This window comes from Sphingobacterium sp. Lzh-3 (genome assembly GCF_046764375.1).
Taxonomy (GTDB): Bacteria; Bacteroidota; Bacteroidia; order Sphingobacteriales; family Sphingobacteriaceae; genus Sphingobacterium.
Map to the genome: position 1 here is coordinate 3,811,775 of NZ_CP177226.1, position 13,174 is coordinate 3,824,948.

The window sequence follows — 13,174 nt, forward strand, 5'->3', positions numbered from 1 at the left end:
GCTTCTTTCTTAACATGCTCTCCAACGCATCTATTCTCTGTTAACTGTTTTGATAACTATTTTGAGAGACAGCAAACATTGGAAAGACTTTTACTATCCAAACATGTGTCATCCATCCCTTACTTCTTGCTTAGTTGTCTTAATAAACATTGGGATTGCTCATCTATTTTATGAATTAAGTTTACACAAAATTAAGGACGGCGATGAACTACCAATAAATCACCAAATGCTACCATTTTGATAAGAGCGACAAGATGGGAATAAGTGGGATTTATATAAATGTTTTACATAATTTCGATCAAAAAATCACCAACAAAAGCTAACTTCGCTACATATACACGTCACAGTGAGGTTAAAATTGCAATAATAGATAGCATGACATTGAAAGAATTACAACACAGCAAAATATATGGCGCAGAAAACGGTGGCACTCCATTAATTGTCCTGCATGGGCTTTTTGGTATGGCAGACAACTGGGGATCCTTTGGTCGCAGTTTCGGAGAGAAAAGACAGGTACATTTACTCGATCTTCGTAATCACGGACGAAGTTTCCATAGTGAAGATATGTCGGTGGAAGTTATGGTAGAAGATCTGCTGGCCTATATAACATCCATTGGAGCAGATAAAGTACTCCTATTGGGCCATTCTTTGGGCGGAAAAGTAGCGATGCAATTTGCTATTGATCATCCCGGAAAAATTGAAAAACTGATCATCGCTGATATAGCCCCTAAAGCTTATCCTCCACATCACGAGGATATCTTCGATGCGCTATCTGCTGTAGATATCACAACACTGGAAAACAGGAAAGATGTACAAGTAAAGATTGAACACTATTTGAGTGATCCGGGAGTGATCCAATTTTTATTAAAAAATGTATATATCAGAGAAGATCGGAAATTAGATTGGCGCTTTAATCTGGATGTTTTAAAAAATAAATATACGGAGTTCATCACTGTCGGGGTAAAATCAGGAATATTCAACGGTCCCACATTATTTCTACCTGGAGAGAAATCAAGATATATATTACCTGAGGATAAAATTAAGATCAGGGAACAATTTCCAAATGCCGTGTTTAAGACAATTCCCAATGCCGGTCACTGGGTTCAAGCCGAAAATCCACAGGCATTTGACGCATTTGTTGCCGAGTTTTTAGATCAATAAAAATTAGCTACATGGAATGTCCACTCCTATCTATTGGTTCTTACCACCTTTCGTTAGGAGTAGACATTCAATACTATTATTTCAACGCCTTTGCGTAGGTCTTTATCGCACGATCACGGGCAAACTGATGGTCAACAATAGGCTCACAATAGTCTGAAGTGTCTAATTCAGGAACCCATTGTTTTATATATTCCTGATTTTTATCGAACTTCTCAGCCTGAAGCGTCGGATTAAAAACCCTAAAGTACGGGGCTGCGTCACAACCACTACCAGCGGCCCACTGCCAGTTACCATTGTTGGCCGACAGATCATAATCATTTAGCTTTTGTGCAAAGTAGGCCTCTCCCCATCTCCAGTCGATCAAAAGGTGCTTACAAAGAAAACTGGCTACGACCATTCGTACGCGATTGTGCATATAACCCGAACTATTCAATTGGCGCATACCCGCATCTACCAAAGGATATCCAGTGTCTCCATTGCACCATTGCTGGAATTCTACCTCGTCATTGCGCCATTGTATGTCATCGTATTGCTTTCTAAAAGACTCCGTAACAACATGCGGATAATGGTAGAGTATCTGCATAAAAAATTCACGCCAGATCAATTCAGACAACCAGGTCGCATTGTGTTTTAAAGCAAAACTAACACATCGACGAACACTGATTGTTCCAAAGCGAAGTGCGATCCCCAATTTGGTTGTGCCCATTAATGCCGGATAATCGCGGGTGGTATCATAATGGTCAATAATCGTCGCATTCAGCTCTGGTTCTTCAAAAATAAGGTCAGTCTCCAGAAACCCCAAATCCGCCAAAGAAATAATCTGCTGATGGTTTTGCTGAAAGAAAAATCCCGTTGTGTAGGTATAGGAAAGATGGTCCTCAGGACGTAATTTCTCCCGCCATTTTTTTGCATACGGCGTATAAACCGTATAGGGTGTTCCATCGTTCTTTAAAATATCTCCTTTATCGAAAATAACCTGATCTTTCACAGCTTTGAAAGGAATTCCCATAGCTGTACAAAGCTCGAAAATCTCTTTGTCCCGTCGAATTGCTTTCGGTTCATAATCCCGATTACAATAGATTCCCTGCACATCAAATTTTTCAATCAGCTCCCTGAAGATAGTAATAGGTTTACCGTAGAACGTATTCAAAGTTGCACCGCTTTCTCCGAGTATGGTATTGATACGGATTAAAGCCTGATGGATGTAATGAAGACGTCGATCTTTTTTATCCTCCAATTGCATTAGAATATCCTCGTCAAATATGAATATAGGTAATACAGGATAGCCCGAAGCTAAGGCGCGAGTAAGCCCAGCATTATCATTCAGACGTAGATCCCGACGAAACCAAAACACAATAATTTTATCTTTTTCCATAAAAACGACTAATAGTTGAATTCACTACCCCATGTTAACAATTTTAAAGGGCAAAAGGTTAGCTCGATAATCTAGGTGTAAAATACCTATATAAACAAACTGAACCATCAAAGGTACTCGAAATTCCCCTTGATGGTCCAGCATTGAATAATTTTATTGCGTTAGTTTTTCAAACTCGCCATGTCAATAACAAACCTGTATTTAACATCGCTTTTCAATAGTCTATCATAAGCATGATTGATATCCTGCATTTTAATCAGCTCTATATCGGAGATAATATTGTGTTTGCCACAAAAATCAAGCATCTCCTGTGTTTCGGCTATCCCTCCGATCATAGAACCTGAAAAACTCTTACGTGTTGGAATCAGACTAAAAGGAGCCACAGGAAGTGGATGTTCCGGAGCGCCAACAAGAGTCAAGGAACCATCTCGTTTCAATAAACTTAAATAGGCATTGATGTCATGTTGTGCCGAAACACAGTCCAAAATGAAATGTAATGTTCCTGCATGTTCCTTCATTTGTTCTACATCAGTTGACAAGATCACTTCGTCAGCACCCAAACGTTTGGCGTCATCAACTTTAGAAGCAGACGTTGTAATGACAACGACCTGCGCTCCCATTGCTTTCGCAATTTTGACTCCCATGTGTCCCAAGCCACCGATACCCGCTATACCGACTTTTTTTCCTGGTCCCACATTCCAATGCCTCAAAGGTGAATAAGTGGTAATTCCAGCACATAATAGAGGTGCTGTTGCTGCGAGATCCAAATTTTCAGGAATGTGCAGCACAAAATCCTGATCTACTACAACACGTTCAGAATAACCACCAAATGTCTGTTTATTAAGGTGCTTATCGTGTCCGTTGTATGTTTGGATATTTCCATTTTCACAATATTGTTCCAGCCCTTCCTTACAACTTTCACATTCGCGACAACTATCGACCATACAGCCTACACCGGCCAAATCGCCAACTTTAAACTTGGTTACAGCGGATCCAACTTTAGTAATTCGCCCCACAATTTCATGACCGGGTACATTCGGATAAACGGTTCCGCCCCATTCATTTCGCGCTGTATGTAAATCCGAATGGCAAACTCCACAAAATAAGATATCAATCTCGACATCTTTCTCCGTCACTTCACGGCGTTCAATATCCATCTGTTTTAGATCAGCCGTTGGTGCGCTTGTTCCAAAAGCTCTAATTGAAAATGTACTCATACTTGATAAAATTGTTGTTTTCTGTTTTAAATAAATGCATAAAATTCCTACGATACAACACAGATTCCATCCACACGATAAAATTAACCAATGGATGTAAAAAATGTTTTGAAGGAACGATATCAAAAGTAAAAAGTAACTTTCAGAATGATTTTGCTATAAAGCTCAAATTGATATTTCTTTACGGCTCATCGCATCATGCCTGAACATCTCTAATAGGCTAGCTTTGTAAACCGGAAAACCTAATCAGTATCCTCGACCTGTACAAATTGCATTGCCAAGCCCTGCTTCTGGCATATATTCAGAATAGAAAATTCAAGTCGGGTACTAATCCGCAGAACAAGCAAAAATTGCTGGTCATCCAACAATAAATCAATATTTTTTATCTCCGGGAAACTTTGATAGAGAAAATGATAAATCTCGCTGGCTTTCCACTTCAGCTTACGAGATAGCGAATAAACAACTTTATACATATTTAGATTATTTCAAAATTTTAACGGCAATTTGTTGTAAGTGGTGGTTCAAAAAACGCATCTGTTTCAGTTCCTCAAAATCTCGGGCTAGTCGAACCTTTTTATTTTCATTTTCCAGCGCAAGAGCTAGGCTATCCAAGCGCTCCACATCGTTGTGTATTAATAAATAACAATCAATATCTGGATCCAACAACCCCATCATTTCAGGGCGGATTGTTTCCTCTGTCTCCACCATAACCAAAACGCATCTTTCTGATGCAAAGCTATCCACCGACTTTCCTACTTTCGCATTTAACACCATAGTTGTAATCCTGTTTATTGTCTGTATAAAAAGAATCGACCAATCAAAATAGACATATTTTGTATTTTTGTCGAAACAAGCTTCAAAAAAAAGAACAATAAATATACATCCTTACTGTTCAAAATAGTTACTTCGCGCTACACTGCCGAATTGTTAGCGCAATCCCTTAACACATATACTTGTCAACCAGGAAAGCCTAGCTTCAAAATCTGGAAAACGATCAAAAAGTAAAACTTCCTGCTCAAAGCAACGTGATGTTGTCACTAACATTTCAGATAAAAACAGGATATCCTTTTCCTCTAAGGCCTGAATTTCTTTTTTCCTAACGGCTAATTCAATCATTTCACGAATCAACTTAATCTCGTCGTCCAGCATGTAACGTGTTTTAGAAACCATCAAGGCTGGATCGGATTTCATATCTTCGAACGCGAGATGAAAACGTTTCGTAATTAAATTAATCTGACGTAGTTTTGCTTGTAAAAAACCGACTAAATTATCTTCCAGTGAAGCGTCCCTGTTATAAGTTCTACGCGCGACCTCAAACACTTGCTGACATAGGTACTCCGCAATCGCATCAAAGACATCCATTTTACTGTTAAAATAGTAATATAACGTGCTCCGACCCTTTCCACAAGCTTTTGAAATATCCTGCATAGAAACCCTTGCAAATCCATATGTTTCAAACACTTTCATGGATGATAAGATAATTTCCTCCTTAATATTTTCTTGTTGACCCGTCATTACTCGACAAATCTACAAAAAATGTCGAAAAATCAATTCACCCAGCCAACTTTTTTTCGCCACTCATTGTAAGTGTCATTCTCCTGATCCAGTAATTGAATTCGTTCCACATGTTCAATTTTATTCATTTCTATAGGATTAAGGGGTAAAAGATTCATACTGCTCCTCAAGCTGTTTATTGCACTTTTATCTTCCACGGGATAAATACTGCCACTGCTGCTTAACTGTGTCCCATAACGTTGCGGCTTACTTTTGAAAACCTGAATTCGATCGTGCAAATAAGCCAGATTTGCGCGATTGATGTCCATAATATTATCAAGAAGCAACTGATAACAATCTTGCATAAATTGAGGTTCTCCTATCGCATGCTGAACAATCAGCCAAGCTGAATTGCTAGCCGCTTCGCCGACTTTTGAAATAGTTGGATAACCTATTTCGGCAATGATTTCACGTAGTCTTTCTGCATTCCTTTGGTGAATTGTTTCCATCTCCGCATGATATCCACCATGAAGCTCTCCCCACTGTAATAACTTTTCCCGCATTGATTCGTCGTCCTGCGCTAATCGGATAATCTCTTCCGCAATATTTCTATATAACATCTCAATTTTCTAAAATCTTTACTACGTATTTTACTTCTCTAAATCCTTTCCGCCTGGGCCGGTAACCCATTATATTCATAAGCTATTAATCTCAACAACTTCTTTCGACGGGAATAGACTACGCTTTATGTATAATCTTAGTCAGGTGACTTACATCGGTCAGCCCAAATTCAGCAGCAATTTCCTTTAAGGTAACTCTTCCTACTGCTATTCGTTGACGTATCAAGGTACTGCGGTAGTTTTGAATATAGTCCCGTAAGGTAATCCCTGCCTGACGTTTAAAGTAAATACCAAGATAATCGTTGGCAATATTAAAGTGCTCCGCCATCATTTTTATCCGCAGACAGTTGGGATCGTAAATATTTTTATGAATATAGCAAAACATAGCCTGCAGATCGCGGCTTTTGGTACTACTACTATGCAATTCAGGCATATTTCGCTGCAGAACATGTGCAATGCTGAATAATTGCAACCAAATAAGCTCCTGATTTCCGATTTGATCTTTCTTTAATAAAAGGAGTATATCAAAGATCTGTTCTATTACCAGCTTATCTTCCCCCGCTAATTGAAACCCCATCTGATGGGTTTCTCTACTTTTTATGATATATTCCAGCTGTTGTATTGCGGGCGTAGCACCCGAAGTGTCACGACCAAGGTAGGCGTCGGTAAATTTAAGATAAACAAAATGTGTGAGTTGTTCGATTTCAAAATAATGCTGATCATCTGGCCCAAGCAGAAAGATTGCTCCTGCCCCGTAAGGAAATGAATGTCCATTAACGATATGTCGTCCTGAACCCGCCCGAATAAAAATGAACTCGTAATGATTATGATTATGCTCGGGATGGTTCCATTCGAGCATCTTAAATCCTGAAATAAGCACCGGTTCAAACTGACGATAACGTTTCATTTCAGAAATATACATAATTATGTTGGATTTTTACATTAAACCCCACCAGGCTTCCAACTAACTTTGGCCTTATAAATAATAGATAAAGATGAAGACTAGAAAAAACACCGCTTTAGTTGTGGGCGCCAATGGCGTCATAGGCAACAATCTCATAGACTACCTTGAAAAGACGGAAGAATGGGAAATTATAGGTTTATCACGACGAACAAATGATGATCGGAATAAGGTTCGTTTTATCGCTGTAGATTTATTAGATATAGCCGATTGTATCAAAAAACTAGGCAACTTGGATTCAGTGACTCATATTTACTATGTTGCATATCAGGATAGGCCGACCTGGGCTGAGCTGGTAGAGCCCAATATGAGAATGCTAAGCAATGTTTTGACTGTGGTGGAACCAATAGCAGGTAATCTTCAACACATCAGCTTAATGCAGGGGTATAAAGTATACGGTGCTCACCTGGGTCCTTTCAAGACGCCGGCCAAAGAATCAGATGCCGGACATATGCCACCTGAATTCAATACCAGCCAACAGCAATACCTCGAACAACTGCAACAAGGCAAGAAATGGACTTGGTCGGCGATCCGTCCGTCAGTTGTTGGTGGAACGGCTCCCAATAATCCGATGAATCTAGCGTTGCTCATTGCTGTATATGCTTCTATCTCAAAAGAACTCGGTATTCCGCTTCGGTTTCCAGGAAAAATTGGCGCTTTTCAGACATTGATGGAAATGACCGATTCAACACTATTAGCCAAAGCAACGGTATGGGCCTCGACCAATCCACAAGCGGCCAATCAAGCCTTCAACATTAACAATGGCGATCTCTTCCGCTGGAAGGAACTATGGCCCAAATTAGCAGCCTATTTTGATATGAAAAGTGCTGACCCGATCCCGCTATCACTCGAAACAATGATGGCAGATAAGGAACCTGTATGGCAAAAATTAAAAGAAGAGCATGCATTAAGCTATAACTATGCGCAGGTTTCAGCTTGGCCTTTCGGCGACTTTGTCTTTTCTTGGGATTATGATTTTTTTGCCGACGGCACAAAGGCAAGACGGCTCGGTTTCCATGAATTTATCGATACTGAACAAATGTTTTATCAGCTCTTTGACGAAATGCGTGAAAAAAGAATAATTCCATAATAGCAAAGATTAAATTTTACCGTCTATTTTTGTAACTTACCTAGATCAAGCACAACCTTTACTTCATTACAAATTCATCCGGTATCATTTTATTGATTCATAGTCAGAAGGATAGCGGATATTTTGAAAAAACAAGCAATATGAATACAAAAAAAGCCTTTGTAGTAGGATCAGGAAAACTTGCAAACGCAATACTGGAAGCCGATTATTCCATTCCCAATGTAGAAATTTCACCTTGGCAACCATCCATTACAACGACATCTCCATCTATTGTTATACATGCCGGATCGGGCCGGGAGTTACAGGATTGTCTTGATTTTTGTGCACGTACAGATTCGGTATTAATTGAACTGTCGACGGGGCTAGAGACCGAAAAGCTTGAGACTGCTTTTCCACTTGTCATTTGCCCGAATACCTCCGTACTTTTGCTAAAAACGCTCCATATGCTTCAACAATTTGGTCATAATTTCAAAGACTATGAAATATCTATTATAGAGTCTCATCAGGCCTCCAAGAATACTGAACCAGGTACAGCTTATCATATCGCCAACTCTTTACAGGTCGCTCATGAGCGTGTTGTCTCCATTCGCGATGCGAAAACGCAAGCTTATAAAATAAATATTCCCGTTGCCTACTTAGAAAAGCATGCCTACCATCAGATTGTGATCAAAGATAAAAATGATGAAATTAAAATTGAGACCAAGGTCCTCGGACATGATTCTTATTCAAATGGTGTCAAAAAAATCCTTGAAGCATGTGTCAAGAATAAATTAGCCAATAGAAGGCATACGGTGTTGGATTTGGTCGCTATGGGGCTACTTTAGTTAAAACTTTCAATTTAGATAGTAGGTTTCTATAAGAGGAGTAAAAGAAAATCCATTTGGTTTTCTTCGCAGCCACAACAATTTATAAAATGGGATTTGGGGCCAATTTTTTCATTGTTTTTATTTTTCTACCACTGCTGGTAATTTTAATGTTATGCGGAATTTTCACAGAAAGACGCTTCTTTGGTTACGCAATTTTATCTCTCATCGGCGGCGCATTTCTACTTTTTTCTTTGTCTCAACTTTTTCAATGGATCGCTAGCCCAAAAATCTTAAAAAAAGAAGATTATTATGGGACTTATCACATAAAACGTGACCTATTCCCAGGAAAACAAACTGACTGGCAATACGATAGGTACAATTTTGTCATAAAGGATAACGATTCGATTTATTTCAACGTCGTAAGTGCAGGTAAAGTATCCAAAGTTTACAAGGGCAAGATCGAAACAGTTAGTCCTTATGAATCCGCACGCTTAAAGCTGTGGATGGACTCTCCCACTCATCATATTCTTGAATCAGATCCAACGGTGTACCGAAGTCCTTTAGGCTTCTATTTGGTATTTTATTCGTCGAAATATAACAACGTTTTTTTTGAAAAAGACTGACATTCATGCGTTATTTAACATGACAAGATTTTCTCTGTGTACAGGTTACTGCCCTATGTAATATGCACAAAAAAACACCATAAATTGGTGTTTTTTTTATTTTATAATACATATAGGATTAGTTTGCCGACTGCTATTTCCCTTTTGATCTTAGAAATCGTTGTGACAAATATCGCCGTACGGGTATATCGTATAACTTCAAACAGCCGTATGCAAGCACTATACTTCCGATCACAACAGCTGCTGCTCCCGGCAGAGATTCTTCAAAACTCAGATTTTCATTCTTGACCCAAGCATAGTATAGATAAATAAAGGGATAATGTACCATATACAAAGGATAGGATATATCGCCTAAAAACTTGCAAAGCCAACTTGTAATACCGCTTTCTCCCTTGCCAGATGCTCCTAAAATAACAAGCAAAGGGAAAACAACAACACAACACAATGTATCGTACAGACCATTCATCCATAAATGCTCAGCTCCGCCAATGCGCGGCATAGCCAAAAGAGGTACTAAGATCAAACTACAAATCCAAAATGCCCCCTTGATCTGTAAAGATTTAAATATCCTCGATAGCAACAGGCCCGCTGTAAAAGAAAATAAAAGACGAAGTGAACCTGCCGTAAATTCTGTTCCTGTGAGTGAAAAACCAGCACATATATCTCCCAAGGGTCCCAATATCGCAAATGCAGCCAAACCTATTCCGAATAAAATAACGAGTCCGGCTAATGCTTTGGTCGAAAATCTTCGAATGACCAATGCATACAAGATATTACCGATGTATTCAAAAAACAACGACCAGCTTGGTCCATTTAATGGAAACATCTCCCCAAGCCCTCTCACTTCATGCCCCGGAATCGCAGGAATTAACAAAGCATTCAATAGGGTTGCGATTGCCAGCGAAGAAAATGTCACTTTTGTCACATCCCAAACAGAACAACCCTGAAAATAGAACAAAACTGCTCCAATGATCGCTCCCATAACAACCATCGGATGTAAACGTATTATTCTTCGTTTTATAAATTCTTTTGTTGTCATCGTCTTCCAGCGATCATCATAAGCATAGCCCACGACAAATCCTGAAAGGATAAAGAAAAAGTCGACCGCCAAATAACCATGATTAATTCGCTGATCTAAATGGCTCGTTGCAAAGGCTTCAAAAATATGAAAGCAAACGACGGTAATAGCTGCGACCCCTCGTAACCCATCAAGTACAGCATAATGTGGTTTGGTATCTGCATAAGCGGAAGTCGGTACTTGAGTATCTGACATAAAAATAAAACGATTTGATTGATTTTTTTACAAGGAAGTAAATATAAACAAATTCGCTTATGCAGGTTTGTAACAAGTTTGCAGGTTACCCATTATCTACATCTGTCATTTGATAATGGGGATATAATCCGGTAAGTAAACCTGCTCTTTTTGCATATTTTGGATGTAAATTTTAGAATAAATTTCCAAACGGATATCGGTGATGTCTGTAGTCGTCGGCTTATCGTCTTCATCTTCTCCAAATGAAAAAATCTGTTCTTCCCTTCTATTTTTTTTATGCAAAAAATAGTAAAAGTCTTTATTTTCCCAACCTTTTATACCACTTCCCGCATCATCTTGAAGCATCAATTTTGTAAACGTCTTCTGTAGATAGTTGTAAATATTTTGAAAATCATCTTTATTTTTTGAAGACTTCAGTGCATATAGATAAGTAAATTCACCATTTTTATCCTCTGCCACAGTCAAGGCTGGAAAAGAGACTCCGGATAATATCGCTACGGTATCCTTTTCTTCATTATAAGAAACAGTTGTATAACGATAACCGAAATCTTTAACTGGCTTTAATTTCCGTGTTCCCCAAGCTGCGGTAGACTCGATATAAAATAACGTTGGCAGGCTCCCTTCTGAATTAAAAATAGCAAGCGTATCCTTTTTAAATATGGCGGTTTCAAAGACTTCTTTCAACTCTTTCTTATCCATACTTTTAACGTCCGCATGCAGCAACTCTTCGCTCCTTTTTATTTTGGGGCCATAAAATTTGGATGCATTAAAGGTTCTATCCAATTTTTCAAGGATCACCCGATCCGGATTTTGCGATTGACAGGAATACAGCATACCAGATAAAAGGATCAGACAGCATACACTATAATATAGAAAATGAAACGGCTTCATCGGAATTGTCATTCAAATTATTTTTTGGGTTACGATCTTTACTTTGCCGTAAAGATCTTCAAACTAAAATAAATTTGTATTCATTTGCAAATGAAATTGTGCGGGATTAACACCTTTTGACTTTTTAGAAGTGCAGCGCAATCCAAAAGTACATCGTTGTACTTCGTTCGCGTTGGGTCCACGTTGAGTCCACCTTAATAAAGGGCTGTCACTCCAAAAGAATGTCGGATTCATCTCGGATTCACAGGGACTGTGATACGGCTCTGTCCCAATGCAGGTAGCTATCGGGCTAGAACAGAGGCTCATTGGCTGTCAAAGAAGAAATTATGTAAATTGGGCTTCTAAGTTACGAGCCAGACTATAAAACGTATTTTTGCATATAAAAATCAATTATCTATGTTTGAAATATACAAATCGTATTAATTTAAATAGATAAAGAACAAGCAAGCGTATATTATGTTCAAAAAGGTATTTTCTTTAGTTTTCTGCTGTTTATCTACAGCCATTTTTTTCAAAGCATCTGCACAAGATTTCAAGCTTTCCTCTTTACCAGGTCAGTATCAAAAACCGGTCAAAAATGCACTAAAAGCTGCCGGCACGAATCGTAATGAACTGGAAAAAGTACTAGAGAAACTGCCCAAAGAAATGCGTGAAGGCGCGGCTTTTCTCATAGCTTATATGCCTAAGAATGATTTAACGACGATTAAGAGTGATCATCTTATCCATAATATTGAAAAGGCTTACCAGGCAAAATCAACATTTTCCTGGGCTAAGGAAATTCCAGATTCTATTTTTCTAAATGAGGTATTGCCCTATCGTGTATTTTCTGAAGATCTAGACGACTGGCGTGGTGATTTCTACGATCGTTTCTCAAAATATGTAACAAATAGCAAAACGATAAAAGATGCCATTGTAGCCATAAATAAGAATATCAGAGATGAAGTAAAAGTCGATTACAATACCCAACGAAAAAAAGCAGATCAAAATCCATCTGAATCGATAAGCCAAGGGATGGCATCTTGTACCGGATTATCCATTTTACTGATCGATGCATTGCGATCAGTAGGTATACCGGCCCGGATTGCAGGTACACCAAACTGGCATGACAATCGTGGTAACCACAGTTGGGTCGAGGTATGGATGAATGGTAAATGGTATTTTACTGAATATTATCCGGACAAAGAACTAAATTACAGCTGGTTTTTGGCCGACGCAGGGAAAGCCGATCCGAATAGCAAGGAACATTCCATTTATGCGGCTTCCTACAAACCGGCCGCTACCTCATTCCCAGCATGGAGCGAAACAGAAGTATATGCAGATAATGTTTCCCAGCGCTATATTGATCTATTCAATCAGCAATATAGCCAACAATTGAACGACAAATCTTACACCCGTCTAAACGTAACCATGTATCTCAGTAACGATCAATGTCAACCGGAAGGCAGAACAAAATGCAATGTGGATATCTTTCAAGGAAATGATCAAATTGGCGGTGGTTCGACCGCAACTAAACTGCAGGATGCGAATGATTATTTAACATTTATCGTGAAAAAAAACCAATCTTATACCTTGAGGTACAACAATAAAAATGGGCCTACCGAAAAGAGAGTAACTGTAAAAGATGAGCCTTTAAATGTGATATTATACTTCAATTAATATAGAT

Annotated in this window: 13 protein-coding genes; 4 read left to right on the forward strand and 9 right to left on the reverse strand. The window is 38.8% G+C overall.

Going from position 1 to position 13,174, the window contains the following annotated elements; translation table 11 throughout:
* Positions 1-375: 375 nt before the first annotated feature.
* Complete coding sequence (locus ACLCDV_RS16060) at positions 376-1,161, forward strand: alpha/beta fold hydrolase (RefSeq protein WP_317665850.1); 786 nt, start codon at positions 376-378, stop codon at positions 1,159-1,161.
* A gap of 76 nt (positions 1,162-1,237) precedes the next feature.
* Here ACLCDV_RS16060 and ACLCDV_RS16065 read toward each other — a convergent pair whose 3' ends face one another.
* The 7 genes from ACLCDV_RS16065 to ACLCDV_RS16095 all read right to left on the reverse strand — a co-directional run bounded on the left by ACLCDV_RS16065 (position 1,238) and on the right by ACLCDV_RS16095 (position 6,789).
* Positions 1,238-2,536 carry a deoxyribodipyrimidine photo-lyase gene (locus ACLCDV_RS16065; protein WP_336837638.1) on the reverse strand — a complete coding sequence of 433 codons (1,299 nt, stop codon included), beginning with the start codon at positions 2,534-2,536 and terminating at the stop codon, positions 1,238-1,240.
* Positions 2,537-2,697: 161 nt separating this feature from the next.
* Positions 2,698-3,753: an NAD(P)-dependent alcohol dehydrogenase gene (locus tag ACLCDV_RS16070; protein WP_411971641.1), complete on the reverse strand. Its 1,056-nt coding sequence runs from the start codon at positions 3,751-3,753 to the stop codon at positions 2,698-2,700.
* 242 nt (positions 3,754-3,995) lie between these two features.
* A complete protein-coding gene (locus ACLCDV_RS16075; RefSeq protein ID WP_046674596.1) occupies positions 3,996-4,226 on the reverse strand; it encodes a hypothetical protein in 231 nt (76 codons plus the stop codon).
* A gap of 7 nt (positions 4,227-4,233) precedes the next feature.
* Positions 4,234-4,527: a hypothetical protein gene (locus ACLCDV_RS16080; protein WP_317665843.1), complete on the reverse strand. Its 294-nt coding sequence runs from the start codon at positions 4,525-4,527 to the stop codon at positions 4,234-4,236.
* A gap of 153 nt (positions 4,528-4,680) precedes the next feature.
* Positions 4,681-5,268 (reverse strand): TetR/AcrR family transcriptional regulator, encoded by a 588-nt coding sequence (locus ACLCDV_RS16085; RefSeq protein WP_411971642.1) that lies wholly within the window; start codon positions 5,266-5,268, stop codon positions 4,681-4,683.
* A 32-nt stretch (positions 5,269-5,300) separates the two neighbouring features.
* The gene (locus ACLCDV_RS16090) at positions 5,301-5,867 is read right to left on the reverse strand and encodes a DUF6624 domain-containing protein (protein WP_411971643.1); all 567 of its coding nucleotides are present in this window, start codon (positions 5,865-5,867) and stop codon (positions 5,301-5,303) included.
* A gap of 118 nt (positions 5,868-5,985) precedes the next feature.
* A complete protein-coding gene (locus ACLCDV_RS16095; protein ID WP_411971644.1) occupies positions 5,986-6,789 on the reverse strand; it encodes an AraC family transcriptional regulator in 804 nt (267 codons plus the stop codon).
* A gap of 73 nt (positions 6,790-6,862) precedes the next feature.
* Here ACLCDV_RS16095 and ACLCDV_RS16100 point away from each other — a divergent pair, with 73 nt between their 5' ends.
* Both ACLCDV_RS16100 and ACLCDV_RS16105 read left to right on the forward strand, forming a co-directional pair.
* Positions 6,863-7,918 carry an SDR family oxidoreductase gene (locus ACLCDV_RS16100; RefSeq protein WP_336837644.1) on the forward strand — a complete coding sequence of 352 codons (1,056 nt, stop codon included), beginning with the start codon at positions 6,863-6,865 and terminating at the stop codon, positions 7,916-7,918.
* A 140-nt stretch (positions 7,919-8,058) separates the two neighbouring features.
* Positions 8,059-8,742 (forward strand): dihydrodipicolinate reductase C-terminal domain-containing protein, encoded by a 684-nt coding sequence (locus ACLCDV_RS16105; RefSeq protein WP_411971645.1) that lies wholly within the window; start codon positions 8,059-8,061, stop codon positions 8,740-8,742.
* Between the two features lie 738 nt (positions 8,743-9,480).
* Here the strand turns inward: ACLCDV_RS16105 and ACLCDV_RS16110 are convergent.
* Together ACLCDV_RS16110 and ACLCDV_RS16115 are read right to left on the reverse strand one after the other, a co-directional pair.
* Positions 9,481-10,620 (reverse strand): acyltransferase family protein, encoded by a 1,140-nt coding sequence (locus ACLCDV_RS16110; protein WP_411971646.1) that lies wholly within the window; start codon positions 10,618-10,620, stop codon positions 9,481-9,483.
* A 105-nt stretch (positions 10,621-10,725) separates the two neighbouring features.
* Positions 10,726-11,523 (reverse strand): hypothetical protein, encoded by a 798-nt coding sequence (locus ACLCDV_RS16115; protein WP_317665831.1) that lies wholly within the window; start codon positions 11,521-11,523, stop codon positions 10,726-10,728.
* Between the two features lie 444 nt (positions 11,524-11,967).
* On the opposite strand from ACLCDV_RS16115, the gene ACLCDV_RS16120 reads away from it, so the two are divergent.
* Positions 11,968-13,167: a transglutaminase-like domain-containing protein gene (locus ACLCDV_RS16120; RefSeq protein WP_411971647.1), complete on the forward strand. Its 1,200-nt coding sequence runs from the start codon at positions 11,968-11,970 to the stop codon at positions 13,165-13,167.
* Positions 13,168-13,174 lie beyond the last annotated feature (7 nt).